Genomic DNA, 25,713 nt, shown 5'->3' with positions numbered 1-25,713 from the left:
GGACGCGGTAGGACGGGAGGTCGCATGGTCAGTGTCAGCGGGCACGCCGGAGTCACCGAGCGCTCCTCGACCGCTGCCGAGGTGGGGCGGCGGCCGCTGGGGCAGGTGATCGGCCGGCTGTTGTCGACGACCGACCACAAGGTGATCGGCCAGCTGTACCTCGTCACGTCGTTCGCGTTCTTCCTGATCGCCGGCGTGATGGCGCTGATCGTTCGCGCCGAGCTGGCCGAGCCGCGTCTGCAGATCGTGAACGAAGAGGTGTACAACCAGCTCTTCACCATGCACGGCACGATCATGCTGCTGCTGTTCGCGACCCCGTTGTTCGTCGGGTTCGCCAACGTCATCATGCCGGTGCAGATCGGGTCGCCGGACGTCGCGTTCCCGCGGCTGAACATGTTCAGTTACTGGCTGTTCCTGTTCGGCGGGTTGATCACGCTCAGCGCGTTCATGAGCCCGGGCGGGGCAGCCGACTTCGGCTGGACGGCGTACGCGCCGTTGTCGGGTGGCACGCGGTCGCCAGGGATCGGGGGAGACCTGTGGATCATGGGGCTCTGGATGGCCGGTCTCGGGACCATCCTCGGCGGCGTCAACTTCATCACCACGATCATCACCATGCGTGCACCCGGGATGACGATGTTCCGGATGCCGATCTTCTGCTGGAACATTCTGGTGACGTCGATCCTGGTGCTGATCGCGTTCCCGATCCTCGCCGCGGCGCTGCTCGTTCTGGAGGCGGACCGCACGTTGGGCGCGCACGTATTCGATGCCGCGAACGGCGGGGCGATACTTTGGCAACACCTGTTCTGGTTCTTCGGGCATCCCGAGGTGTACATCATCGCGCTGCCGTTCTTCGGCATCATCACCGAGATCCTCCCGGTGTTCAGCCGCAAGCCGATCTTCGGGTACTACGGTCTGGTCGCCGCGACCCTCGGGATCGGGGCGTTGTCGATCGCGGTCTGGGCGCACCACATGTTCGTCACCGGCTCGGTGAACCTGCCGTTCTTCTCGTTCATGACGTTCCTGATCGCGGTCCCGACCGGGGTGAAGTTCTTCAACTGGATCGGCACGATCTGGGGCGGGTCGGTCTCGCTGGACACGCCGATGCTGTGGTCGGTGGGGTTCCTCGCCACGTTCCTGTTCGGCGGTCTGACCGGCGTCATCCTCGCGTCGCCGGCGCTGGACTACCAGCTGTCGGACACGTACTTCGTGGTCGCGCACTTCCACTACGTCGTCTTCGGCACCGTGGTGTTCGCGATGTTCGCCGGGTTCTATTTCTGGTGGCCGAAGCTGACCGGGCGGATGCTCGACGAGCGGCTGGGCAAGCTGCACTTCTGGATGCTGTTCGTCGGCTTCCACACGACGTTCCTGGTGCAGCACTGGCTGGGCGTCGAGGGGATGCCGCGACGGTACGCCGACTACCGCGCGAACGAGGGCTTCACCGTCCTGCACCAGGTGTCGACGGTCGGCGCCTTCATCCTCGGGCTGTCGACACTGCCGTTCCTCTACAACATCTACAAGTCACGCCGCACTCCTCGGGTACAGGTCGACGATCCGTGGGGCTGGGGTCGCTCACTCGAGTGGGCGACCAGCTGCCCACCACCCCGCCACAACTTCGTGAAACTCCCCCGGATCCGTTCGGAGTCCCCAGCCTTCGACCTCCACCACCCAGACCTCGCCATCACCAGCCACAAGCAGGAGATCGAGATCTAACACGCCGTACGCCTTGGCGGCACCGCCCGCATCCGCGGACCAGCGGATGCGGGCGGTGCCCGCCTGCTGAGCTGTCAGCCAGCCGGCAGTACACGCGGCCCGGGCCGACCGGTTCCAGGGCGACTGGTCCTGGTGGGATCTGCAGGAGGACAGGACGTGTCAGGGGGGTGGGTAGTGCACCTGAGCGTGAACGTGTCTATGCGTACAGCGTCTCACCGGTGCACTACCTGTCGAGCTGTCGATCCGACGGTCGCGAGCAGCTGACCGCCACCAACCCGATCGCCCAGCTGCCCCCCGATCGTCCAGCCTGCTCCCGGTGGGGCAGCGTTGTGTCGGCATGCAACACGTCACCTACACAGGCGGGGATATCCACTGGCGTTGTGGGTTCTCCCCTCGCATACCGACGGAGAAGGCACAACGCCGGCGGATATCCCTTGGTGTTGCGACGCGCCGTCCGCGCCGAACAGGACACCGGCTCGGCGGGCGCTCGTCTCGCGTGTTGGGAGCTCACCCGCTGCGAACCGAGGGGCGCGGTGTAGGACCGTACGGCGGGACGGACCGGGGGCAGCCCCGCCGAGTGACGAACAGCAGTAGGTGCCGCATCACGCCGACGACGGCAAGGGCCTGGAGCGCCGACGCCCGACTGAGCTGCCACGCGCACGGTGCGGTGAGGGTGGCTCGTGAGGTGGTGGTTGGTCGCTCGCGGACGACTGCTCGGGCGCGGTGCGCCGGGGTTCGCGGTGGCTATGGCAAGCGTGCGAGCAGGCGGGTTAGTTCTTGCTCGGTTTGCTGGGGGGACGGGCTGGTGGAGGCCAGGAGGTCCAGGGCCTGGGTGTAGGCCTCTACGTCGTCGCGTTTGTCCAGGTAGAGCGCGCTGGTGAGGTGTTCCAGGTAGACGATGTCGGGGAGGTCGCGCTGCGGAAAGCGGAGCAGGCTGAAGGCGCCCCCGGTCGCGGCGTGGCCGGCGCTTTCGAGGGGGATGATCTGGACGGTCACGTTCGGGCGGGTGACGGCTTCGCGGAGGGCGTCGAGCTGGCTGCGCAGTACGTCGGTGCCGCCGATCGGCCGGTGCAGGACGGACTCCTCGATCACTGCCCAGAGCTTGAGTGGCGGCTCGCGGTCGAGCACCCGTTGCCGTCGGGTGCGCAAGGCGACGACCCGCTCGATCTCACTGTCGGTGCGTGCTCCACTGGGCGTGAGCTGCGCGACGGCGCGCGCGTAGTCCGCGGTCTGCAGGAGGCCGGGCACGAACTGGATCTCGTACGTCCGGATCAGCTCGGCGGTCGCCTCGAGCCCGAGATACGAGTCGAACCACTCCGGCGTGACGTCGCCGTACCGATGCCACCAGCCCGGGTCGTTGGCCTCGCGGGCGAGCTGCAGCAGCCGATCGCGCTCGCGGGCATCCTGCACGCCGTACAACGTCAGCAGGTCGGACACATCGCGTTCCTTGAATCCGACCCGGCCGAGCTCGAGGCGGCTGATCTTCGACTCCGAGGCCCGGATCGCCCAGCCGGCATCGGTGCGAGTGACGCCGGCGCGCTCACGCAGCTCCCGCAGATGACTCCCGAGCATCATCCGCAACGCCGTCGGCCCCACCACACTTCGCCCCGCCATACCCCGAGTCTACATGATTATCGAACAAATGTTCCCATGCAGTGTCAGCGCACTCGAGTACCCACGAGCAGGGAGTTTCGGAGGTCCGGAAGTACCACTTCGGCCGCCACGAGGCGCGGGTCGCCGAAGAAGAACTCCCGTTTCGGATCGTGTTCCCGGTACGGCGAATCGGCCGGCAGCACGTCCACCGGCGTCACGTCGTCGTTCACCAGCCGCCCGCCGATCCGCACCAGGTCGACGATCGCGGCGGGATGACTTCCGCCGTCCGCAAAGAGCAGATCGAACGGCCCCCGCCGCGCCAACTCGTCGAACGAGTCCCCGTGCACCACTTCAACCCGCGGCTCGTCCGCGAACACCCGCCGAGCCGCAGCCACACGTGTCTCGTCCAGCTCCACTGTCACCAGACGGCAGGCGGCCGGCATCGCCGACGCCATCCATGCGGCCCCGTAGCCAATGCCGGTACCCGCCTCGCCTATGAGGCCGTCGACGCACCCAGCCGCCAGCACGGCGAGAAATCGGCCCACGTCCGGCAGGCAACAGGACGGTCCAGTTCCCTCCCGCCGCAGCGGCATCCCGACTTCAATGGCCGCGTCCTGGGCTCGCTGGACGAGCGCTGGCAAGTCGGCCATGAGGTCTCAGTCGCGCAGGTATTCGGCTCGCCAGCGGAGGACGGTCGGGTCGGCCGGGCTCGGGGACTGGGTGAGTTGGATGAGCTGGAGGTCCGCGGTGGCGAACGACTGGATGGTCGCGAGGGTGAGCGGCCAGGGCGGACCTTGGATGTCGTCGTCGGGCTGGTCGTCCGGCCGGGCGGCGGCGATGACCAGCAAGGTGCCTCCGGGGGCCACGAATGATGTGACGTGCTTGACGGCCTCCGGCTGGAGTGCGATCGGGAGCGCCTGCACGGTGTAGATCTCCACGACGAGGTCGAACGCCTGGTGCCAATCAGCTGGTGGCGCAAGCAGATCGGCGACGAGATAGTGCGCCCTCGAGTCAGGGTGGTTGCCGTGCGCGGTCTCGATCGCGGTGGGGGAGATGTCGAACGCGGTCGTGTCGTACCCGCGGTCAGCGATTAGCTCCGCGTCCCACCCGGTGCCCGCTCCGACGATCAGCGCTGTCTTGTCGGCACCGTCCGGCGCGGACTCCTCGACCCATTCGAGCAGCAACTGGTGCGCCGTGCCGCGATCCCACGGGACGACTGCGGAGCCCTCGGCTGCCGCGGCGTACAGGTTCTCGAACCAGCCGGTCGGATCGTCCCGGTCGAGCGACTCGCGCGCGATCCGCCGCGACACGACATCGGGATCTTCAGTCATCGTTCACCCCATCAGAACCGGTATCAGCACCGATATCAGCACCGGTGTGGATCTCGCGCACCGTCTGCACGGTATCAACGTCGTCGGGCCGCTTGTCCTCGCGATACCGGATCACCCGGGCGAACCTCAGCGCCATCCCAGCCGGGTACCGCGGCGAGGTCTGTACGCCGTCGAACGCGATCTCCACCACCACCTCCGGCTTGAGGTACACGGCCCAGTCGTCCCGCCGTACGGCGATCTCCTGGAACCGCTCCGTCTGCCACCGCAGCAGCTCGTCCGTGAGCCCCTTGAACGTCTTCCCGAGCATCACGAACTCTCCGGTGACGGAGTCCCGCGCGCCCAGATGCAGGTTCGACAACCAGCCCGTCCGCCGCCCGTGACCCCACTCCGCCGCCAGCACGAGCAGGTCGAGCGTGTGCGTCTGCTTGACCTTGACCCATCCCGAACCGCGCCGGCCGGCCTCGTACGGCACGGTCAACGACTTCACCATCACACCCTCGTGCCCACGACGTACGGCCTCCGCGAAGAACGCATGACCGGCCTCCGCGTCATCGGTCACGAGCCGCGGCACCCGGCGCTCCTCGGGCACCAGCTTCGCCAGCCACGCCTGGCGCGTGGCCCCGCCGAGCCCGAGCAGATCCTCACCGTCCTGATGCAGGATGTCGAAGAAGTACGGCGTCAGCGGCACCGACTCCGGCCCCGTCGCAGCTCGGGTCGCCGTCCGCGACCCCGTCACCTGGAACGGCTCCGGCCGCCCGTCGCTCCGCAATGCGATGAGCTCGCCGTCGAGCACGACCTGCTGTGCATCGAGCGCGAGAACGGCAGTCGCCACCTCAGGCACCCGCGAGGTGATGTCGTCCAGCGTCCGCGTGTAGACGACGACCTTCTCGCCGTCTCGGTGCGCCTGGATCCGGATCCCGTCCAGTTTCCACTCGAGCGCAGCCGGCGTACCCGTCTTCTCCAACGCCTCCGCCACACTCGTCGCCGACTGCGCGAGCATCGGCTGCACCCCGCGACCGACCTCGAGCCCGAACTGCGCGAGCCCCGCCTCACCCTCGGTCAGTACGGCGACCGCGACCGGAGCGGCCGCCCCGCGCAACATCGCCGCGGCCCGGATCTTGTCCAGCGGGATGCCCGTCGCCCGCGCGACCGCATCCGCCATCACGCCGTCGAGCGCGCCCTGGCGCAGCTCACCCCCGACGAGGAGCCGCAGGAACCGCTGCTCTTCCGCCGTCGCCCGCCCGAACAACCCGTCCACGGCCGCCCGTCGGCGAGCCTGTACGCCGGTGCCCGACATCTCCGCCAGCTCCGCGAACGTGGCGTCGACCTCCTCGACCGTCACCGACGGCTCGGCGGCCGGATCCGGCGTGTCCGTCAACGTGCGCCAGCCCACCCCGGTGCGCCGCTGCCGGAGCTCGCCCGACAGGTACGTCACGACGATCTCGATCTCGGCCGGTTCGGTGGCCTTGGACAACAACCCGGCGATGAACTCGGCCTTCTTCAGCCGCGACCGGGTCCCGGCCAGCGCGGCCGACGTCTCGACCACCTCGGTGAGCAACATGTTCCCAGTGTCACTCACCCAGCCGACAGTTCCGGGCGGGGTGAGTGACAGTGGGATCAGGGCGCCGGCGGCAGGTCGTCCAGGAAGTCCGCGGGCGGCGTGAAGAACAGGCAGCCGGTGACCGCGGTGGAGAAGTCGAGCAGCCGGTCGTGGTTTCCCTCGGGCACCCCGATGAACATCCGCCGGAGCATCAGCTCGGTCACCGCCGGCGTCTTGGCGTACCCGATGAAGTAGGTGCCGAACTCCTGCGTGCCAATGGTGCCGAACGGCATGTTGTCGCGCAGGATCTGCAGCTCGTTGCCGTCCTCGTCCTCGACCACGTTCAGCACGATGTGCGCGTTGCCGGGCTTCTTGGCGTCGTCGAGCTCGATGTCGTCGAGCTTGGTCCGGCCGACGGCGAGCTCCTGCTGCTCGACGCTCAGCGCGTTCCAGGCCTTCAGGTCGTGCAGGTACTTCTGCACGATCACGTAGCTGCCGCCGCGGAAGTCCGGGTCCTCGTCGCCGATCAGGACGGCGGCGTGGGCCTCGCTGCCGGTCGGGTTCTCGGTGCCGTCGACGAAGCCGAGCAGGTCACGCATCTCGAAGTACTTGAAGCCGTGCACCTCGTCGACGACCGTCGCGGCGCCGTCGAGCACGTTCATGATCTGGCCGGCCAGCTCGAAGCACTGGTCCTGGTGCGCGGCCCGGATGTGGAAGAGCAGATCGCCCGCGGTCGACGGCGCGTGGTGCGTGGCGCCTTTGAGCTCGACGAACGGGTGCAGTTCGGCCGGGCGCGGGCCGCTGAACAAGCGGTCCCAGACGTCGGAGCCGATGCTGGTGACGCACGAGAGGTTGCCGGCCGGCACGCGGAACCCGACCGAACGCACGAGACCACTCAGCCGCTCCAGCAGGTCGCGGGTGCGGTCCTCGCCACCCGGCTCCACGTGGACCACCAGGAAGATGGCGGAGCCGCTCAACGGCATCAGCACGGACTGCGGCAAGGCGTCCGTCTGCCGATCGGCCGGCGTCGATTCAGTAACCACCGCGTTCTCCCTCCGTCCAGTTGGCTCGATCTTCTAGAGTCCAGTCATGGACCCGCAGCAGCCCGGGCCGTCTCCGCAACCGGGCCCATACTCCCAGCCGGGGCAGCCACCACCACTGCCGCCCCACCCCGGCCCGTACCCGCAGCAGTACCCGGCCCAATATCCGCCCCAATACCCGCCGCCGTACCAGCAGCCGTACGGCGCCTACCCGTCGCCGTACGCGAACCGCGAGCCGCGCACGGTCCCGGCACCGGCAGGTACGCCGTACCACCGGCTCGCCCGTACGCCGAAGCACGCGTGGTGGCGGCCCTTCGTCGGAACCCTCCTGCTCGGCCTCTTCGCGCTCGTCCTGACCTCGCTCGTCGTGGTCGTCTGGGTGATCGTGCATCGGGCCCTGGCCGGACCGTTCCCGGCGCCGAGCGGCACGGACATCTTCCCGAGCGACACCGAGAACCTCGCCGTGACGCTGGTGATGCTCGGCATCCTGACTCCGCTCGTCGGCCTGGTCGCGTGGCTGGTCCAACGCCGGCCGTTCTGGAGCGTCGCCTCGGTGCTGAACCGGATCCGCTGGCGTTGGCTGCTGTGGTGCTGCCTGCCGGCGTTCGGGTACATCGCGCTCTCGTTCGCGATGGGCGTGCTGGTCGACGCGGTGTTTCCGTCCGACGACTCGATCGGGACCGCCGGCGGAGACTGGATCGGCTTCAGCGCGTTCGTCGTACCGGCGCTGGTGATCCTGGTCCTGGTGCCGTTCCAGTCGGCGGCCGAGGAGTTCGTGTTCCGCGGCTGGCTGATCCAGGCGGTCGGCGCCTACGGGCCGAACGACCCGAACGGACGGGCGGGCTGGTTGCGGAGGCTGTTCCGCTCGCCGTGGCCCGGGATCGTCGTCGGAGGTGTCGCCTTCGCGTCCGCCCACGGGTACATCGGCTGGGCGATGGCGGACATCTTCATGTTCGCGGTGGTGGTCGGCTGGCTGACCGTCCGGACCGGGGGACTCGAAGCCGCGATCGCTCTGCACGTGCTGAACAACCTCATCGCCTTTCTGTTGCCGGCGGCAACTGGCCGCGGGGATCAGTGGGACGTCCAGGGCAGCGCCCCGTGGACGCTGTTCGTCGCGGACATTCCGTGCCTGGCGTTCTATGCGATAGCCGTCACCTGGCTGGCGCGCCGCCAGGAGATCCGCCGGCTGAGCTGAAAAGCACAGGAGAACTGTCGGTCGGGTCTGGCAGGCTTTGCCGGGTGATGAACGCGAAGATCGAAGCCGTCCTGTTCGACTGGGGCGGCACGCTGGCAACCTGGCACCACATCTCTCTGTATGAGACCTGGCGGGCGGTGTCTGTGCTGGTCGACAAGGACAACGCTGATCAGTTGGCAGCCCGGCTGGTCGAGGCCGAGGGCTCCGTGTGGCGGCGCTCGCGCGACGAGCATCGCAGCAGCACCTTCGAGGAGGTGTGCGCGCTGGCCGAGGTGGTGATGACGCCCGCGGCGCTGGCGGAGTACGAGCGCCAGTGGGATCCGCACACGGAGCTGGAGCCGGACGCGGTCGACACGCTGCAGGCACTCCGGGACCGCGGTCTCAAGGTCGGCGTCCTGTCGAACACCCTCTGGCCGCGGCGGCGGCACGAGGAGGTCTTCGCGCGCGACGGCGTACTCGACCTGCTCGACGGCGCCGTCTACACCAGCGAGATCGCGCACACCAAGCCGCACCCGGAGGCGTTCCTGGCCGCGATGCGGGCGGTCGGGGTGTCCGAGCCGTCTCGGTGCCTGTTCGTCGGCGACCGGCTGTTCGACGACGTCTGGGGCGCGCAGAACGTCGGGATGCGCGCGGCGCACCTGCCGCACAGCGCGATCCCGATCGAGCAGATCGGGCACACGGAAGGTACGCCGGACGCGACCGTCCAGCGCCTGTCCGAGCTGCTCCCGCTGATCGACTCCTGGAACGAAGCAGCCGCCTGAGAGGTCTCTCAGCAAGTCACGTCCGCGACGCGCTACGGCTAGCGACGCGTCACCCGATCTGGTTAACGTCCAACCTCCTTGCAAACCGCCCTTGGAGGTTTTTGACATGTTCACCACGCGCCGTCGGCTCGCCGCGCTCGTCGCGGCGGCCGTCGCCGGCCTGACGCTCACCAGCGGTGTGTCACAGGCCGCGCCAACCTCAGCTGACGCAACAGCCGCTGGTCCGCTGCACGTGATGTCGTACAACTTGCGGTACGCGAGCGACACCCCGCCGAACACCTGGGCGGACCGGCGTCCGGTGATGCGCGAGCAGCTGCGGCAGGCCCGCCCGCAGCTCATCGGCACCCAGGAAGGCCTGTACTCCCAGCTCCAGGACATCGCCTCCGACCTCGGCCCGGCGTACGACTCGATCGGGCTGGGGCGGGAGGGCGGCAGCAAGGGGGAGTTCATGATGATCTTCTTCGACCAGCGCCGCCTGCAGCCGCTCGAGTACGACCACTTCTGGCTGTCGGACACCCCGGACGTGATCGGCTCGAAGACCTGGGCCGGCTGCTGCCCGCGGATGGTCACCTGGGTCCGCTTCAAGGACAAGGTGACGTCCAAGGAGTTCTATGCGGTCAACACTCATCTGGAGGCGTACGACGCGACCACGCGCTCCAAGTCCGCCGACCTGATCCTGCAGCGGATCACCGGGTTCGACCCGACGCTGCCGGTGATCATGACCGCGGACTACAACGAGGCCGCGAAGCCGGGGCTGACCGTGTACGACAAGCTCGTGACGAGCGGGAAGTTCGCGGACAGCTGGGTGACGGCCGAGCGCCGCAGCGCCCTGTACGCGACGTTCCACGGGTACAAGCCGCTGACGCCGAACGGGGACCGGATCGACTGGATCCTCACCACCCCGGGCCTGCGCGTCTCGAAGGCGAGCATCAACACCTTCAGCAAGGACGGGCAGTTCCCGAGTGACCACCTTCCGGTCGAGTCCTGGATCCACCTGGGCTGACGCTGGGCCGGCAACCGAAAGGACCCCCGAGCCAGATCGTGGCTCGGGGGTCCTGAGGGGTTTCGGGGTGGGTGTTACGCGGCCAGCGTCGGGTCTGCCATCAGGCGGAGGCGGCCCAGTGCCTCGCGCTCGATCTGACGGACCCGCTCGGCGGAGATGCCGTGCACCGCGCCGATGTCGGCCAGCTTGGCCTGGCGGCCGTCGTGCAGACCGTAGCGGCGCCGGATCACGTCCGCCGACCGCGGGTCGAGCTGGTCGACCAGACTGAACAGGCCCGAACGGTCCGACGCGTCGGCGACCAGCTGGTCCGGACCCGGCGCGGTCTCGGCCGCGATCAGGTCACCCAGCGAGGTCTCACCTTCGTCGTCGACCGGGCTGTTCAGGCTGATGTGGTCCCGGCCGATGCGGATCAGTTCGGTGACCCGCTCCGGATCCAGGTTCAGCTCGGCTGCGATCTCGTCGATCTCCGGCTCCCGCCCGAGCTTGCGCTCCAGCGTGCGCCGTGCCGACCCGATCTGGTTCAGCTGCTCCACCACGTGCACCGGCAGCCGGACCACTCGGGCCTGCTGCGCGATACCGCGGGTGATGGCCTGCCGCACCCACCAGGTCGCGTACGTCGAGAACTTGAAACCCTTCCGGTAGTCGAACTTCTCCACCGCGCGGATCAGTCCCGTGTTGCCTTCCTGGACCAGGTCCAGCAAGGGCATCTGGGACCGCCCGTAGCGGCGGGCGATCGACACCACGAGCCGGAGGTTGGCGGTCACGAACCGCTGCTGCGCGCGCTGGCCCTCTTCGGCCAGCCACTCCAGCTCCTCCTCCGTGGCATATTTGGGCGCTCCGCCCTTCTTACGTCCAACCCGCCCCTCGGCCAGCAGTTGCTCCGCGAGGAGTCCTGCTTCGACCGTCTCAGCGAGCTCGACTTCTTCCTCAGCCGTCAGCAAAGGAGTGCGAGCGATCTCCTCGAGGTAGAGACCGACGCTGTCCTTGCCGTCGATACCGTCGTCCGTGGACCGGACACGAGCCATGCGAGCCACCGAAACTCCCTTCGTCGTTACATGGAGAGCAACGCTCGAGTAGGGTTCAAGATTCCAGGACGAGTGTGTAAACACCCTGAACGTTCCCTGAGAGTTCCTGGCAGCGATTTCGCGCTGGAAACCGGTGTCCCTCAGGCTGACGGGACTATTCGGCACAACACGCGCTGCGGAAGCTGAGAATTCGTCCAGAATCATCGTGTTCCGGTGCCCCCGGATGTGTTGCACAACACACGTCCGGGGGCGGATATTCCCGGCTGGGTCAGCTGGTGTCAGCTCAGCCCGAGGGTGTCGAGCTCCCACGACAGCGAAAACGCGATCTCGCGCCAGGCGTCGTACCGCCCGCTGCGGCCGCCGTGCCCGGCGTCCATCTCGGTCTTGAGCAGTACGTCGGTGTCACCGGTCGCGGTCGCCCGGAGTTTCGCCACCCACTTCGCCGGCTCGACGAAGAACACCCGGGTGTCGTTCAGGCTGGTGATCGCCAGGATGCGCGGATAGTGCTGCGCGGTGACGTTTTCGTACGGCGAGTACGACTTCATGTACTCGTAGACCTTTGGGTCCTCGAGCGGATTACCCCATTCCTCCCACTCGATCACCGTGAGCGGCAGTGACGGGTCGAGAATCGTGGTCAGCGCGTCCACGAACGGGACCTCCGCGACGATTCCGCCGAATGCCTGCGGGGCCAGGTTGGCGACCGCGCCCATCAGCAGTCCGCCGGCGCTGCCGCCCTGCGCGACGATCCGTTCCGGCCTGGTCCAGCCGGCCTGCACCAGGTGTTCCGCGGCCGCCACGAAGTCCGTGAACGTGTTCCGCTTGGTGAGCATCTTGCCGTCGTCGTACCAGTGCCGGCCGAGCTCGCCGCCGCCGCGGATGTGCGCGATCGCGAACACCACGCCGCGGTCGAGCAACGACAGCCTCGGGATCGAGAACCACGGGTCGACCGACGTCTCGTACGAGCCGTACCCGTACAGCACGACCGGAGCGTTCCCGTCCTTCGCGACGTCCTTGCGCGCGACCATCGAGATCGGCACCTTCGTCCCGTCCGGCGCGGTCGCCCACTCTCTGTACTGCGTGTAGGCGGTGAGGTCCACGTCCCCGAGCACTGGCTGCTGCTTGAGCAGTCGCCGCTCACCAGTCGCAACATCCACGTCGTACGTCGAACCTGGAGTGACGAGGGACGTGTAGCCGAAGCGGTACCGGGTGTCATGCCACTCGTCGTTGCGGCCGGGGGACACGGTGTAGATCGGCTCGTCGAACTCCAGTACCTCGGGATCGCCGAAACCCTCTGCGGTGCGCCGCATGATCGCGAGTTCGGTGAGCGCGTTGCGGCGCCGGTAGAGGATGACGTGGTCGGCGAACGCGTCCGCGCCGAGCAGACGGCTGGTCTCGTCGCCCTCGATCAGCGTCGTCCAGTCGCCGGGGGAGTCGAGCGGCGCGGAGGCCAGCGAGAAGTTCGCGGCGTCGGCGTTGTGGGTGATCAGGAGCTGGCCGCCGGCATGCTCGACGTCGTACTCGACGCCCTCGCGGCGGGCCGCGACCACGACCGGGTCGCCCGTCGGGTTCTGGGCGTCGAGCAGCCAGACTTCGCTGGTGAGCTTGCTGCCGAGCGCGATCATGATCGCCTGCTCGTTGCGGGTCAGGTCGACGCCGACCCAGAAGCGCTCGTCCGGCTCCTCCATGACCAGGACGTCGTCAGTGGCGCCGAGGGTGTGCCGCCAGACCTGGTACGGGCGCCAGGCGTCGTCGACCTTCGTGTAGAAGATCGTCGAGCCGTCGGCGGACCAGGCCGAGCCGTAGTGCACCTCGGGCAGCTCGTCCGGCAGCAGCTCACCGGTGTCGAGGTCCTTGATCCGCAGCGTGAACCGCTCGTCGCCCTTGAGGTCGACCGAGTACGCCAGCAGGCGGCCGTCGGGGGACACGTCGACGGTGCCGAGCGAGAAGAACTCGGAGTCGCCGGCCACCTCGTTGCCGTCCAGCATGACCTCTTCGCCGGCGATCTCGCCGTCCGTCGCCGGCGGCTGGTCGCCGTCCACCTTGACCCGGCAGTGCAGCGAGTACTGCTTGCCCTCGATCGTGCGCGAGTAGTACCAGAACCCGCCGCGCCGCGCCGGCACGCTCAGGTCGGTCTGCAGCGTCCGATCCGAGATCTCCTTGAAGATTGCCTCACGCAACGATTCCAGGTGCGCCGTCCGCGCCTCGGTGTACGCGTTCTCGGCGCGCAGGTACCCCAGCACCTCGTCATCGCTCTTGTCGCGCAACCACTCGTACTCGTCCACGAACACATCACCGTGATGCACCCGCTCAACCGGCTTCCGCGCAGCAACCGGCGGCGTCACAGAAGAAGAAATCTCAGACATGCCGCGAGACTACCCGCGCCCCCGGACAAGGCCTAAGACCGCACGCGTTCCGTCACCGCCGACAACGCAGCTGCCACCGCCCGGCGCGACTCTTCGGTGTGGTCGAGTACGTCGAAACCGTGCCGGCCGTCAGGTACTTCGATGAGCTCGAGGTCGACCCCGGCCGCCCGGGCCGCCTCGATGAACGGCGGTTGGGTGAGGGCCACGTCCGGCAGTTCGTTGCCGACGACTGTCATCACGAGCGGGAGGTCTCGGGCGCCGGCGACTGCGTCGATCGGATGTACGCCGCGGATGGTGACGAGTTCGGAGTCGCCGAGGACCGGGTAGGTCAGGGCGATGCACCGCAGCCAGTCCGGGGGACTCTGCAGGAAGCCGGCCGACAGCGGACTGCCGCCGGAGAAGAACCACAGGGCGACGCGGCTTTCATCCACGCGCGGGTGCGCCCGCACAGCGGCGATCGCCTTCGACAGGGCCGTCAGGGAGCGGTCCTGGTCGGGCAGTCCATCGGGGCTGTGATCAACAACGGTCGCGACGCAGCCCCGGTCGGCCAGTTGGCTGGCGTAACCGCGGTAGATCTGCCACGCGCTGGGGAGTTCCCTGCCCTCAGCGGAGTACGGAACTCCGTGGATCAGCAGAACTGCAGGCGACGGCTCAGAACTGGTCGGGAGGTAGAGCTCAAGATCCTCATGGGTGGCGTGGCTGACGTCCGGGGTCGGCAGGACGAAGGGCGGATCTGTTGGCACGCCGCCACCCTAGACGTCGTACGTAGCCACCACCGGGGCGTGGTCGCTCCAGCGTTCGGCGTACGTCGGGGCTCGGTGGACGACGCAGGTGGTGGCGGAGGCGGCTAGTTCGGGGGAGGCGATCTGGTAGTCGATGCGCCAGCCGGCGTCGTTGTCGAAGGCCTTGCCGCGCCAGGACCACCACGAGTACGGGCCGGGGCCTTCGCCACCGAAGCGCCGGCCGAGGTCGACCCAGCCGGCCTCGAACAGGCGGTCCAGCCAGGCGCGTTCCTCGGGCAGGAAGCCGCTCTTCTTGCGGTTCGCCTTCCAGGCCTTCAGGTCTTCCTCGCGGTGCGCGATGTTGAGGTCGCCGCACATCAGTACATGCCGTCCGTCCGCCCGCAGTTCCGTCAGCCGTGCGGTGATCGCGTCCAGGAACGCGTACTTCTCCTCCTGCCGCGGCGGGGTCTCGAACTCGCCCGTGAACACGTACGTGCTGATCGCGGTCAACGTCGTACCGTCGTCCAGCACCACATCCGCCTCGACCCAGCGCCCGGTCCCGGCGAACCGCTCGGGGCCGATCTCGCCGCGCTCGTCCTTGATCGGCCGCCGGCTCGCGACCGCGACGCCCGCGCGACCCTTGTGCCCGTCGATCGCGGGCTCGGCATGCGCGACGTTCCAGTCGCCGCCCAGGAGCTCCCGCAGTACGTCGTCCGACGCGCGAACTTCCTGCATCAGCAACAGGTCCGGATCCGTGCTCTCCAGCCACGGCGTCATCCCGCGCCGGAAGGCGGCCCTGATCCCGTTCACATTCACCGTGGCAACCGTCAGCACGGCCGAAACCCTACCCCTTGGTGTGCCCCGGCTTGACCACCATCAGGACCAGGACGACGACCCAGAGCAGACTGAAGATCCCGCTCGTCATCGACAGCAACTTCGCCTTTGACAGCATCCCGCTCCGCGCCTCGGCAGCCTGGTCGGCGACCGCGAGTACGGCGGACTGCGCCGGCACGACCAGGAACGCGAGCACGAGTGCGGCGGCCAGTGTCAGGACGATCGAGACGATGAGCCAGGCCTCGTCCATCACCTGCATGCCGCCCGCGACCGCGAACCCGAAGACCGGTACGGCGAGGCCGGCCCACGCGTACACCCGGGTGATCCGGTGCAGTACGTCGAGCCCGCCCGCAACCGGCGTCGCTGACGTCTCGGAGCTCAGCATCTTGCGGGCGATCGGCGGGAACATGCTGGCCGCGACGGTGACCGGACCGACGCAGAGGATCGCGGCAAGAACATGAACCGTCAGGAAGAACTTGTTCATTCACACTCACTCGGAGGTCGGCGTGAGGCTGGTTGTCGACAGGATGGCGTCCAAGGACTGCTCGCAGAGATGCTCGAGGGCTTCCGGCGAGACGGTCGGGTGGTCGATCCACACCAGCAGGGTCTGTTCGACGTAACCCTGCCAGCCGTGGCACGCGAGCTCGACGACGGGGGTGATCTCGATGCCACGCTCAGCGACCGCGCTGATCACCCACTGGCTGAAGACGCGGCGGAGGTCGGAGTGCAGCGCTCTGATCTCGGGGTCGCCGGCGGCCGACATCAGCAGCGTCGCCCGGTACAGCTGAGGAGCCTCGAGTACGGCGCGGACGAACGCGCGGATCCCGGCACGCAGCTGCTCGTCGGGAGGCAGCGACGGGTCCGGGGCGGTGCGCAGCATGACTTCGGCGGCCGCCTCCTCGATGACGGCGTACTGGAACTTCTTCTTCGAGCTGAAGTAGTGGAACAGCAGGGCGGGGGAGACGCCGGCCTCGGCGGCGACGAGCTCGACCGTGAGCTCGCGGTGCGGGTCCGCGAGCAGCACCCGGCGCGCGGCCGCGAGGATCTGCGCGCGCCGCTGATCGGGCCGCAACCGGGCACCGGAGGAGGAGGTCTGGCTCATACCGCCAGTCTATTGAGTATTCGGTCAACAAGCACTTACTGTTGAGTACCCACTCAACAAGCTGGAGGTCCCAGATGCGTCCGTTGGCCGGTCAAGTCGTGCTCATCACCGGCGCCTCCCGGGGGATCGGCGCCGCGGTCGCCCGGAAGTTGGCGCAGGACGGCGCGAAGCTCGCGCTGGTCGGCCTGGAGCCTGACGAGCTGAAGAAGGTCGCGGAGGACTGCGGCCCGGACGCCGGCTGGTGGGAGGCCGACGTCACCGACACGGACTCGCTGCGGACCGCGGTCGAGGCGATCGCCGAGCGGTACGGCCGGATCGACGTCGTGATGGCGAACGCGGGAATCGCCGCGCCGGGCTTCAGCCGGAGCATGGACCCGAAGGTCTGGGAGCGCGTTCTGGACGTCGACCTGATCGGCGTCTGGCGCACGGTGCACCTGACGCTGCCGTATCTGCTGGAGAGCAAGGGCTACCTGCTGCTCGTCTCGTCCCTCGCCGCGATCGTGCACATCCCGGGCCTCGCGTCGTACAACGTGTCCAAGGCCGGAGTCGAGGCGATGGGGGACACACTGCGGCCGGAGCTGAAGCACCTCGGTGTCCGGGTCGGCGTCGCGCACATGACGTTCGTCGACACCGACATGGTGCGCGGGGTCGACGCGCACCCGGTGTTCGGCAAGGTGCGGACCGGGATCCCGGGAGTGGGCAAGACGTACTCGCTGGAGTTCGCGGTGGGCAAGTTCGTCGAGGGCATCAGAAAGCGCTCTCGCACCGTTCACGTGCCGGGCTGGATCGGCGCGCTGAAGGTGTTCCGCTGGGTGATCCCGCATGTCATCGAGGCCGGGTCGCGGTTCAGCGTGCCGAAGGCGGACGCGGCGGCGCTGGCCGACGTCCAGGCACGCGGCGCCGAGACGTCCTCGCGACCGAGCGGCGCCGGCGGTCTGGCGGACGCCGAGGCTGCGCAGAGGTGAGTGCAGAAATGAGCCGCGAGTACGACGTTGTCCTGCTGGGGGCGAGCGGATTCACGGGAGCGCTCACCGCGGAGTACCTGGAGCAGAACGCACCGCAGGGCCTGCGCTGGGCCGTTGCCGGACGCAACAAACAGAAGCTCGAGCGGTTCGGCCGGGACATCCTCGTCGCGGACGTGACCGACGCAAACTCGCTGCGCGAACTGGCCGAGTCCACCAAGGTCGTCGCCACCACCGTCGGCCCGTACGTCGAGTACGGCGAGCCGCTCGTCGCCGCGTGCGCCGAAGCCGGGACCGGGTATCTCGATCTGACCGGCGAGCAGGAGTTCCTGGACCGGATGTACGTGCGCTACCACGAGCGCGCGACGCAGACTGGTGCCCGGATCATCCACGCGTGCGGCTTCGACTCGATCCCGTACGACCTCGGTGTGCAGTACACAGTCGAACAACTACCGCAGAACGTGCCCATCCAGGTCGACGGACTGGTCCGAGCCGGTGGCCGCCCGTCCGGTGGCACGTTCCACACCGCAATCACCGCGTTCTCGCGGCCGAAGCAGAACCTGGACGCGCACCGGGCGCGGCGTGCGGCCGAGCCCCGGCCGGCGGACCGGCGGGCGCGGGCGGTTGCCGGGAAGATCCACCGCCAGCAAGGGTTCTGGGCGGTTCCGCTGCCGACGATCGATCCACAGATCGTCGGGTACTCGGGCCGGCTGCTCGATCGCTACGGGCCGGACTTCCGGTACTCGCACTACGCCGCGGTGAAGCATCTCCCGACTGTTGCCGCAGGCATCGGTGGGGTGGGTCTGCTGATCACGGGCGCCCAGGTCCCGCCGGTCCGGAACGCGTTGCTGAAGCGGCTCCAGCCCGGTGACGGACCGAGTGCGGAACGCCGGGCGAAGTCGTGGTTCAACGTGCGGTTCGTCGGCCGCGGCGGCGGCAAGCAGGTGATCACCGAGGTCGCGGGCCGGGATCCCGGGTACGACGAGACCGCGAAGATGCTCGGGGAGAGCGCTCTCTGTCTGGCGCTCGACGATCTGCCGGAGACCGCCGGCCAGACCACGACGGCCGCGGCCATGGGACCCGCTCTGCGCGAGCGCCTGGTGAAAGCGGGGATGACCTTTGCCACCCTCGAAGTCGACAACTACTAGCCAAGACGGCACCACCCTCGCCGTCTACAACTACAACAACAGCGCAGCTCCAGTGCTGGTCTGTGTGCACGGGTACCCGGACAACGCGTCGCTCTGGGAGCCGGTGGCTGAGTTGCTCGCCGACGACTTTCAGGTGGTGGCGTACGACGTCCGTGGTGCCGGCGAATCCGACCATCCGGCCAGCAACGCGGCGTACAAACTGGACCGCTTGCAGGAGGACTTCCGGGCGGTCATCGACCAGGTGTCGCCCGACAGGCCGGTGCACGTGCTGGCGCACGACTGGGGCTCCATCCAGGCCTGGCACTTCGTCACCGCGCCAGAACTGCAACCCCGCATCGCCTCCTTCACGTCCATCTCCGGCCCGTCACTCGATCACGCCGGTTACTTCCTCAGAAAGCGCTCTCTTGCGACGCTCAAGCAGCTCATCCACTCCTGGTACATCTTCTACTTCCACCTCCCATGGCTCCCAGAGCTCGGCTGGCGGAAAGGCTGGGCGCACCGCGCTTTCAGTCGCCTCGAGAAGCAGCAACCCGACGACAACCGCTCTCTCGGCGACTACGTGAACGGCATCAAGCTCTACCGCGCGAACGTCGTCCCACGGCTCCTCCGCCCGGCGCAACGACGTACCGACGTACCCGTGCTCGCGGTGTCACCGGATGCCGACCCGTTCGTCACCACCCCGCTGCAGACCGACATCGCACGCTGGGCCCCGAACCTCACGGTCAAGGTGATCAGGGGTGGCCACTGGATGCCCCGGAACGATCCCGGACTTGTCGCGCAACTAGTCCTGGAACACACCGGCCAGGTGGCACGCTGGAGGACATGAAGACGCTCCTCAACTTGATCTGGCTGGTTCTGGCCGGGTTCTGGCTGGCGGTCGGTTACGCGGTCGCCGGGATCATCTGTTGCGTGCTGATCGTCACGATCCCGTTCGGGATCGCGTCGTTCCGGATCGCGGCGTACACCCTGTGGCCGTTCGGGCGGACCATCGTGGACAAGCGCAGCGCCGGAGCGGGCGCGCTGATCGGCAACCTGATCTGGATCGTCGTCGCGGGCTGGTGGCTCGCGCTCGGCCATCTGACCACCGGCATCGCGCTGTGCCTGACGATTGTCGGCATCCCGCTCGGTGTCGCGAACTTCAAACTGATCCCGGTCTCGCTGGTTCCGCTCGGCAAGCACATCGTGCCGACGGATCGGCCGTTCGCGTGAGGTCGCTGACCGTCCTCGGTTCCTGCGGCGCCTGGCCGGAGGCCGGCCGGGCCTGCGCGGGATTCCTGCTGGAGTACGACGGTTTCCGGGTCGTCCTGGATCTCGGGTACGCCGCCCTGCCGCGACTGCTCGAGCACGGTCCTAAGGGCGAGGTCGACGCGGTCGTCGTGACCCACCAGCACCCGGACCACTGCGTCGACGTGAGCGGTCTCGCCCGCGTGCGGTACTACGAGGCGCCGGGCGCACCCCCGGTTCCGCTGCACTGCGCACCTGGCGTACTCGACGTACTGCGAGCACTCGAGCCACACCCGGACCCGGCCGACGTCTTCGCCGTCCACGACCTGGCGTCGACGACGCGGATCGGGCCGTTCGACGTTCTGACGGTGGAACTGCCGCATTACAAGACGAATCTCGGCGTACGGCTGACAGCGCCAGGCGTCTCGATCGCCTACACGGGAGACAGCGGCCCGTCGCCTGACCTCGCGAGACTGGCCGACGGAACTGATCTCTTCATCTCCGATGCCACGCTGCAAGGCCCGGCACCGCAGACCCAGCCCCGCTACGTGATGACTGCCGCGGAAGCGGCCGAGGGTGCGCGGGGAGCGTCGCGGTTGTTGCTGACGCACTTCTGGCCGGGCTCGGATCGATCAGTGTCCGTGGCAGAGGCGAAGCGAGTGTTCGCCGGCGAAGTGATCGCCGCCGAAGAAGGTCTCACGCTGACGCTCTAGCCCGGATAACCTGCGGTCATGCCGACAGCCCTGATCCGCCGCCCGAGCACGCGGCTCGCCGAAGGTCTCGTCACGCACATCGAGCGCCGGCCGGTGGATCTCGGCCTGGCGTTCGAGCAATGGCAGCGGTACGTCGACGCGCTGCACGCCACCGGCTGGCGCACAGTCGAAGTACCGCCGATCGACGAGTGCCCCGACAGCGTGTTCATCGAGGACACGATGGTCGTGTACGGCGACCTCGCGGTGATCGCCCGGGCGGGCGCGGACGAGCGACGCGCGGAGGCGGCAGCGGCCGAGGAGACCGTCGCGGCTCAGGGGTACCGGATCGCGAAGATCAACGAGCCCGGGACGCTCGACGGCGGCGACGTACTGAAGATCGGCTCGACGATCTACGTCGGGCAGGGCGGCCGAACGAACGCGGCCGGCATCCAGCAACTGCGCGAAGCGTTCGCACCACTCGGTGCGGAGGTGCGCGCGGTCCCGGTGCAGAAAGTGCTGCACCTGAAGTCGGCCGTGACCGCACTACCCGACGGCACGGTCGTCGGATACGAGCCGCTCGTCGACGACCCAGCCGCGTTCGACAAGTTCCGTGCGGTGCCCGAGGAAGCGGGCGCGCACGTCGTACTGCTGAATGACGACCAGCTGCTCATGGCGGCGTCGGCGCCCAAGTCGGCGCAGTTGTTCGAGGGCCTGGGTTATCGGCCGGTCGTGGTCGACATCAGCGAGTTCGAGAAGCTCGAGGGCTGTGTCACGTGCTTGTCGGTGCGTCTGCGCCGCTGAGCAACCGTCGCGCGGTCTCGGCGAGCTGCACGTCGCGTCTCTTCCCTCGCGCCTCGGCGACTCCGCACGCCTCCACCAGTGCCGTGCGGTAGATCGCCGTATCCGGATGACCAGGCGGAGCGTCCCGGACGACCTGGGTCAGCGCCTCGACCGCCTCCGCGATGTCGCCGCACGCGAGCAACGCCTTCCCGAGCGCGGCCCGATCACGCAACAACTGCGCATCGTCGTCCACCACCCCGTCGGCCGCGACGATGTCCGCGAGCAACTGAGCCTCCGACCGCGGACCACCGACCATCAACCGTGCGCCGGTGATGGCCTCGGTCGCCGCTCGGGTGAGCTCGTGATGCGGCCCGAACACCTCGACCAGCTGCGGCGTGACCAACTCGAACCAGGCGATCGCCCGCCCGTAGTTCGCGGTCGCCAACAGTCCCTGGGCCACCCGCAACCGGACCCGCAACGTCGCCGGGTCGTCAGCCGCCAGCACCTGCTCCCGCTCGGCCAGCGCCGACTGGTAGAACGGCAACGCCTGCCCGGGCTCACTCTCGGCCCAGTACGCCTCGGCCTGCTTGTACGCCGGGGCGCCGTCGAGCTCTGGATGATGCACGATCGCCGACACGGGCTCCCGCCGTACGACGGTCTGCACCGGCTGATCGACCACCTTGCGGCCGATGTACGTGCGACCCCCGGTCGGAATGATCCGGAACCGCCCGACCTTCGACACCGGTAGCCACAGCACCGTGTTGTAGAGCGTCCGCACCGACGACCCGCAGTTCTCGCACACGTCGCGGTGCCCGTAGAACCGGCCACCCGTCGGTCCCGCTACCTCGGCGGCGCGCCAGACCTCGGACGTTGCCGTGCACGCAGCACAGAACGGGTACACCCCCCGCCGCTCATCCCTCATTCGACACATTCTGCTGAGTTTCGGGTTCTTCGTCTGCATCCGCACCGGTGTGCTGCACTTTTGTCAGCGCCGGATCGTCGACGGAGAACGTCCGGACCGGGCCGGGCGGGGTGTCCGCGGTCTCGAACCGGACCGTGACACGGCCGCGTCCCGAGCCCCAGACCCAGCCGCGGCCGTAGTCCGGGTGCGCGACGTCCTGACCGGGATGGAATCCGAGCTGGTCCCGCGGCCGGGCCGGCAGCTCGACCACCTCGACCGGGTTCTCGGCGTGCTCGCCCTCGGTGAAGAGGTCGTCCTGGATCCAGTCGGCGAGTGACGAGACGCCTACGCCGAGCAATCGGATGCCGCCGCCGATGTCGCTCTCCTCGAGCAGCCGGCGGGCGACCCGCGCGACCACCCGCGCGTCGTCGGTCGGTCCGGCCAGTGTCGACGAGCGGGTGTGCGTCGTGAAGTCGTGCATCCGCGTCTTGACCGTGACGGTCCGGCCGGACAGCTGCGCCTTCTGCAGGCGCTCGGCGACGCGGTGCGCCATCCGGTCGCTGATCGCGGTCAGCAGCGCGCGGTCGATGATGTCGGTCTCGAACGTGTCCTCGACGCTGACCGACTTGGTCTCCCGATCGCTGACGACGGGCCGGTCGTCGGCCGCCACCGCGAGCCGGTGCAGGCTGGAGCCGTGCGCGGATCCGACCTGGCGGATCAACTCGTCCTCGTCCAGCTGCTGCAGGTCCGCGACGGTGCGGACGCCGGCCATGCTCAGCCGCTGTGCGGTCGCCGGGCCGACGCCCGGGATCACCGTGACCTGCATCGGCGCAAGGAACTCGGCCTCGGTCCCGGCCGGTACGACGACCACGCCGTCCGGCTTGTCGAGATCGCTGGCGATCTTCGCGATCAACTTCGACGTCCCCGCACCGACCGACGCGGTCAGCCCGCCGGACACCTTGTGGATCGCCGCCTTCAGATCGTCCGCGATCGCCTGCACGTCCTCGACCGTCAGCCCGGTCAGCCCACTCGCCGCCAGGTCGATGAACGCCTCGTCCAGCGACAGCGGCTCGACCAGCGGCGACAACGCCCGCATCTCCGCCATCACGGCTCGGCTGCTCTGCCGATAGACCTCGAAGCGCGGGCTCAGGTACGCCGCGTGCGGGCAACGCGATCGCGCCTCGGCCGTCGACATCGCCGACCGCACGCCGTACTTGCGTGCCTCGTACGACGCGGTGGACACGACCCCGCGCACGCCGATGCCGCCGACGACCACGGGCTTGCCCCGCAGTGACGGCTTGTCCCGCTGCTCGACCGCCGCGAAGAACGCGTCCAGATCGACATGCAGCACCGACGGATCCCCTCGCACGACCCCAGTGTCCCTGCCGTCACCGACAATTTCCGCATGACCTTCCCCGAGCAGTGGGACGACGGCACCGATCCGTCCACTCCCGACCATCAGGTGCATTGGTACGACGAGCGCACGGCGATCATCCGCCAGTCGCTCCGCACCAACTTCGAGGGCCCGTTCCTCTACCTGCTGCTCGGTGAGGAGCGCGCGCTGCTGCTCGACACCGGCACCGGGCATGTGCCGTTGCGACCGCTGATCGAGGAGCTGGCGGGGGAGCGGGACCTGGTCGTCGCGCACACCCATGGCCACGGCGACCACGTCGGCGGCGACGGCGAGTTCGACAAGCCCGTCGGCAGGTCCGCCGAGGAGGTCGCGGCGTACTTCGGGTTCGCCGACTGGCCGAACGGCGTGGTGCAGGTCGACCTCGGCGGACGGGTGCTCGACGTACTGCCGATTCCAGGCCACCATGCGTCGCACATCGCGGTGTACGACCGGGACACGCGGCTGCTGCTGAGCGGCGACTCGCTCTACCCGGGGCGGCTGTACGTCTTCGACTGGCCGGCGTTCCGCGCGAGCGTCGCGCGGCTCGCGGCGTTTGTTGCTGACGGCAATCCGGTCGAGTGGATCCTGGGCGCGCACATCGAGCTGACGAGCACGCCGGGGCAGGACTACGAGATGGGCGAGGCCAGGCACCCGGACGAGCACGTGCTCCAGCTGCGTCCCGACGTACTGACCGAGCTGGCCGAGGTCGTCGCCGGGGCGGGGGAGGAGCCGGTGCGGATCGAGCGCGACGACTTCATCGTGTACCCGGTCTGAGTCCACGACGCGATTGAACCGCCCATCAACGGGCACCTTCGTGCACACTGAGGCCATGTCCTAGCTGGGGGAGCCACCAGGGGAGGCGCTGATGGGTGAGGAAGTCGACCGGGTCGAGTTCACCCGGGCGGACCGGACCGCGTTCCGCGAGCAGGTGCACCGCAATCTGGACGCCTTCGCGCGGATGCTGCGCGAGGACCGGTTCGCGCCCGAGCGGCCGATGACCGGGATCGAGATCGAGCTGAACCTGGTCGACGAGCGGTGCGACCCGGCGATGAAGAACTCCGAGGTGCTGAGCGCGATCGAGGACGACGCGTTCCAGACCGAGCTCGGCCAGTTCAACATCGAGATCAACGTGCCGCCCGGCCAGATCGACGGACTCGGTCTGGACAACATGGAGTCGAGCATCCGGGAGAGCCTGAACGCTGCCGAGGACAAGGCCGCCCGGACCGGCTCCTCGATGGTGGTGATCGGCATCCTGCCGACGCTGCTCACCGAGCACATCCGCCGCGAGGCGCTCAGCACCAACCCGCGGTACGCGCTGCTCAACGACCAGATCTTCGCCGCCCGCGGCGAGGACGTGCAGATCTCGATCGACGGCGTCGAACGGCTGCAGGTCACCGCGGACAGCATCGTCCCCGAGGCCGCCTGTACGTCGACGCAGTTCCATCTCCAGGTGACACCGGAGGCGTTCCCGCGGTACTGGAACGCGGCGCAGGCGATCTCCGGCGTACAACTCGCCGTCGGCGCGAACTCGCCGTTCCTGTTCGGCAAGGAGCTGCTCCGCGAGACGCGCATCGCGTTGTTCGAACAGGCTGCCGACACGCGCACGCACGAACTGAAGACGCAGGGCGTCCGGCCGCGGGTTTGGTTCGGTGAACGATGGATCACCTCGATCTTCGACCTCTTCGAGGAGAACTCGCGGTACTACCCGGCGCTGCTGCCGGTCACCTCCGACGAGGACCCGATCGCCGTACTGGACCGCGGTGACACGCCGGCCCTTTCGGAGTTGCGGCTGCACAACGGGACGATCTATCGCTGGAACCGGCCGGTGTACGACGTTGTCCGGGAGAAGCCGCATCTGCGCGTGGAGAATCGTGTCCTGCCGGCCGGCCCGACCGTGGTCGACACGATTGCCAACGGCGCCTTCTACTTCGGGCTGGTGCGCGCGCTGGCCGACGACGAGCGGCCGATCTGGTCGCAGATGTCGTTCAGCGCCGCCGAGGAGAACTTCCACAACGCGGCCCGCAACGGCATCGAGGCAGAGGTGTTCTGGCCCGGCGTTGGTACGGCGCGTGCGACCGAGCTGGTGCTCAGACGCCTGCTCCCGTTGGCGGTTCGCGGCCTCGACGCGTGGGGCGTGGACGTCGCCGTACGGGACCGCCTGCTCGGGATCATCGAGCAGCGCTGTCTGACCGGCCGCAACGGTGCGTCGTGGCAGGCCGACGAGTTCCACCGCCTGTATACAAAGGGATCGCACGGCCGCAAGGACGCGTTGCGCGGGATGCTCCGCCGGTACCGCGACCACATGCACGACAACACGCCGGTGCACGAATGGCCGGTCGACTGAACCGGTTCGTACGCCGGTATACGCAGGACAACGTAGGACAGTGCGGAGAC

At 68.4% G+C, this 25,713-nt stretch carries 25 protein-coding genes; 12 read left to right on the top strand and 13 right to left on the bottom strand.

Annotated elements, in window-relative coordinates; all coding sequences use genetic code 11:
• Positions 1-24 precede the first annotated feature (24 nt).
• Positions 25-1,710, top strand: a complete 1,686-nt coding sequence (gene ctaD, locus ACLJOO_RS36330) for a cytochrome c oxidase subunit I (protein WP_410792214.1) — start codon at positions 25-27, stop codon at positions 1,708-1,710.
• 744 nt (positions 1,711-2,454) lie between these two features.
• Here ctaD and ACLJOO_RS36325 read toward each other — a convergent pair.
• From ACLJOO_RS36325 to ACLJOO_RS36305, 5 genes are read right to left on the bottom strand one after another with little or no spacing between them, the layout of a single operon-like run.
• Positions 2,455-3,324, bottom strand: a complete 870-nt coding sequence (locus ACLJOO_RS36325; protein ID WP_410792213.1) for a helix-turn-helix domain-containing protein — start codon at positions 3,322-3,324, stop codon at positions 2,455-2,457.
• Positions 3,325-3,368: 44 nt separating this feature from the next.
• On the bottom strand, positions 3,369-3,953 hold the full coding sequence (locus ACLJOO_RS36320; RefSeq protein ID WP_410792212.1) for an O-methyltransferase: 585 nt from the start codon (positions 3,951-3,953) through the stop codon (positions 3,369-3,371).
• A gap of 6 nt (positions 3,954-3,959) precedes the next feature.
• On the bottom strand, positions 3,960-4,634 hold the full coding sequence (locus tag ACLJOO_RS36315) for a class I SAM-dependent methyltransferase (protein WP_410792211.1): 675 nt from the start codon (positions 4,632-4,634) through the stop codon (positions 3,960-3,962).
• Complete coding sequence (locus tag ACLJOO_RS36310) at positions 4,627-6,213, bottom strand: ATP-dependent DNA ligase (protein ID WP_410792210.1); 1,587 nt, start codon at positions 6,211-6,213, stop codon at positions 4,627-4,629. Before ACLJOO_RS36310 ends, ACLJOO_RS36315 begins: the two co-directional genes overlap by 8 nt.
• A gap of 38 nt (positions 6,214-6,251) precedes the next feature.
• On the bottom strand, positions 6,252-7,217 hold the full coding sequence (locus ACLJOO_RS36305; RefSeq protein ID WP_410792209.1) for a Dyp-type peroxidase: 966 nt from the start codon (positions 7,215-7,217) through the stop codon (positions 6,252-6,254).
• Between the two features lie 46 nt (positions 7,218-7,263).
• Here ACLJOO_RS36305 and ACLJOO_RS36300 point away from each other — a divergent pair, with 46 nt between their 5' ends.
• The 3 genes from ACLJOO_RS36300 to ACLJOO_RS36290 all read left to right on the top strand — a co-directional run bounded on the left by ACLJOO_RS36300 (position 7,264) and on the right by ACLJOO_RS36290 (position 10,173).
• A complete protein-coding gene (locus ACLJOO_RS36300) occupies positions 7,264-8,409 on the top strand; it encodes a CPBP family intramembrane glutamic endopeptidase (RefSeq protein WP_410792208.1) in 1,146 nt (381 codons plus the stop codon).
• A gap of 47 nt (positions 8,410-8,456) precedes the next feature.
• A complete protein-coding gene (locus tag ACLJOO_RS36295) occupies positions 8,457-9,170 on the top strand; it encodes an HAD family hydrolase (protein ID WP_410792207.1) in 714 nt (237 codons plus the stop codon).
• Between the two features lie 106 nt (positions 9,171-9,276).
• Positions 9,277-10,173 carry an endonuclease/exonuclease/phosphatase family protein gene (locus tag ACLJOO_RS36290; RefSeq protein WP_410792206.1) on the top strand — a complete coding sequence of 299 codons (897 nt, stop codon included), beginning with the start codon at positions 9,277-9,279 and terminating at the stop codon, positions 10,171-10,173.
• A gap of 74 nt (positions 10,174-10,247) precedes the next feature.
• On the opposite strand, the gene ACLJOO_RS36285 is transcribed toward ACLJOO_RS36290, so the two are convergent.
• The 6 genes from ACLJOO_RS36285 to ACLJOO_RS36260 form a co-directional block, all read right to left on the bottom strand.
• Positions 10,248-11,207 carry an RNA polymerase sigma factor RpoD/SigA gene (locus tag ACLJOO_RS36285; protein WP_130385833.1) on the bottom strand — a complete coding sequence of 320 codons (960 nt, stop codon included), beginning with the start codon at positions 11,205-11,207 and terminating at the stop codon, positions 10,248-10,250.
• Between the two features lie 269 nt (positions 11,208-11,476).
• Positions 11,477-13,561 (bottom strand): S9 family peptidase, encoded by a 2,085-nt coding sequence (locus tag ACLJOO_RS36280; protein ID WP_410792205.1) that lies wholly within the window; start codon positions 13,559-13,561, stop codon positions 11,477-11,479.
• A gap of 32 nt (positions 13,562-13,593) precedes the next feature.
• Positions 13,594-14,304 carry an alpha/beta hydrolase gene (locus ACLJOO_RS36275; protein ID WP_410792204.1) on the bottom strand — a complete coding sequence of 237 codons (711 nt, stop codon included), beginning with the start codon at positions 14,302-14,304 and terminating at the stop codon, positions 13,594-13,596.
• A gap of 9 nt (positions 14,305-14,313) precedes the next feature.
• Entirely contained in the window at positions 14,314-15,117 is an 804-nt protein-coding gene (locus tag ACLJOO_RS36270) for an exodeoxyribonuclease III (RefSeq protein WP_410792203.1), read from the bottom strand.
• A 10-nt stretch (positions 15,118-15,127) separates the two neighbouring features.
• Complete coding sequence (locus ACLJOO_RS36265; RefSeq protein WP_410792202.1) at positions 15,128-15,601, bottom strand: hypothetical protein; 474 nt, start codon at positions 15,599-15,601, stop codon at positions 15,128-15,130.
• A gap of 6 nt (positions 15,602-15,607) precedes the next feature.
• Complete coding sequence (locus ACLJOO_RS36260) at positions 15,608-16,219, bottom strand: TetR/AcrR family transcriptional regulator (protein ID WP_410792201.1); 612 nt, start codon at positions 16,217-16,219, stop codon at positions 15,608-15,610.
• A gap of 74 nt (positions 16,220-16,293) precedes the next feature.
• On the opposite strand from ACLJOO_RS36260, the gene ACLJOO_RS36255 reads away from it, so the two are divergent.
• The 6 genes from ACLJOO_RS36255 to ddaH are packed head-to-tail and all read left to right on the top strand — an operon-like array spanning position 16,294 to position 21,046.
• A complete protein-coding gene (locus tag ACLJOO_RS36255; protein WP_410792200.1) occupies positions 16,294-17,184 on the top strand; it encodes an SDR family oxidoreductase in 891 nt (296 codons plus the stop codon).
• An 8-nt stretch (positions 17,185-17,192) separates the two neighbouring features.
• Positions 17,193-18,329 carry a saccharopine dehydrogenase family protein gene (locus ACLJOO_RS36250; RefSeq protein WP_410792199.1) on the top strand — a complete coding sequence of 379 codons (1,137 nt, stop codon included), beginning with the start codon at positions 17,193-17,195 and terminating at the stop codon, positions 18,327-18,329.
• Complete coding sequence (locus ACLJOO_RS36245; protein WP_410792198.1) at positions 18,301-19,155, top strand: alpha/beta fold hydrolase; 855 nt, start codon at positions 18,301-18,303, stop codon at positions 19,153-19,155. Before ACLJOO_RS36250 ends, ACLJOO_RS36245 begins: the two co-directional genes overlap by 29 nt.
• Positions 19,152-19,538, top strand: coding sequence for a YccF domain-containing protein (locus tag ACLJOO_RS36240; protein WP_410792197.1), 387 nt, complete (start codon positions 19,152-19,154; stop codon positions 19,536-19,538). Before ACLJOO_RS36245 ends, ACLJOO_RS36240 begins: the two co-directional genes overlap by 4 nt.
• Entirely contained in the window at positions 19,535-20,266 is a 732-nt protein-coding gene (locus tag ACLJOO_RS36235) for an MBL fold metallo-hydrolase (protein WP_410792196.1), read from the top strand. Before ACLJOO_RS36240 ends, ACLJOO_RS36235 begins: the two co-directional genes overlap by 4 nt.
• 18 nt (positions 20,267-20,284) lie before the next feature.
• Positions 20,285-21,046 carry a dimethylargininase gene (gene ddaH, locus ACLJOO_RS36230; RefSeq protein WP_410792195.1) on the top strand — a complete coding sequence of 254 codons (762 nt, stop codon included), beginning with the start codon at positions 20,285-20,287 and terminating at the stop codon, positions 21,044-21,046.
• Here the strand turns inward: ddaH and ACLJOO_RS36225 are convergent.
• Both ACLJOO_RS36225 and ACLJOO_RS36220 read right to left on the bottom strand, forming a co-directional pair.
• Complete coding sequence (locus ACLJOO_RS36225; RefSeq protein ID WP_410792194.1) at positions 21,015-21,947, bottom strand: hypothetical protein; 933 nt, start codon at positions 21,945-21,947, stop codon at positions 21,015-21,017. The two genes, ddaH and ACLJOO_RS36225, sit on opposite strands and share 32 nt — an antisense overlap.
• A complete protein-coding gene (locus tag ACLJOO_RS36220; protein WP_410792193.1) occupies positions 21,937-23,295 on the bottom strand; it encodes a DNA polymerase IV in 1,359 nt (452 codons plus the stop codon). Before ACLJOO_RS36220 ends, ACLJOO_RS36225 begins: the two co-directional genes overlap by 11 nt.
• A gap of 36 nt (positions 23,296-23,331) precedes the next feature.
• Here ACLJOO_RS36220 and ACLJOO_RS36215 point away from each other — a divergent pair, with 36 nt between their 5' ends.
• Both ACLJOO_RS36215 and ACLJOO_RS36210 read left to right on the top strand, forming a co-directional pair.
• On the top strand, positions 23,332-24,093 hold the full coding sequence (locus tag ACLJOO_RS36215; protein WP_410792192.1) for an MBL fold metallo-hydrolase: 762 nt from the start codon (positions 23,332-23,334) through the stop codon (positions 24,091-24,093).
• Positions 24,094-24,184: 91 nt separating this feature from the next.
• Positions 24,185-25,663 (top strand): glutamate--cysteine ligase, encoded by a 1,479-nt coding sequence (locus ACLJOO_RS36210; protein WP_410792191.1) that lies wholly within the window; start codon positions 24,185-24,187, stop codon positions 25,661-25,663.
• Positions 25,664-25,713 lie beyond the last annotated feature (50 nt).

It is taken from the genome of Kribbella sp. C-35 (assembly GCF_046549195.1).
In the GTDB taxonomy this organism is placed as follows: Bacteria; Actinomycetota; Actinomycetes; order Propionibacteriales; family Kribbellaceae; genus Kribbella.
Note: the sequence above shows the minus strand (reverse complement) of the source record. Positions and strands in the feature narration are given on the sequence as shown.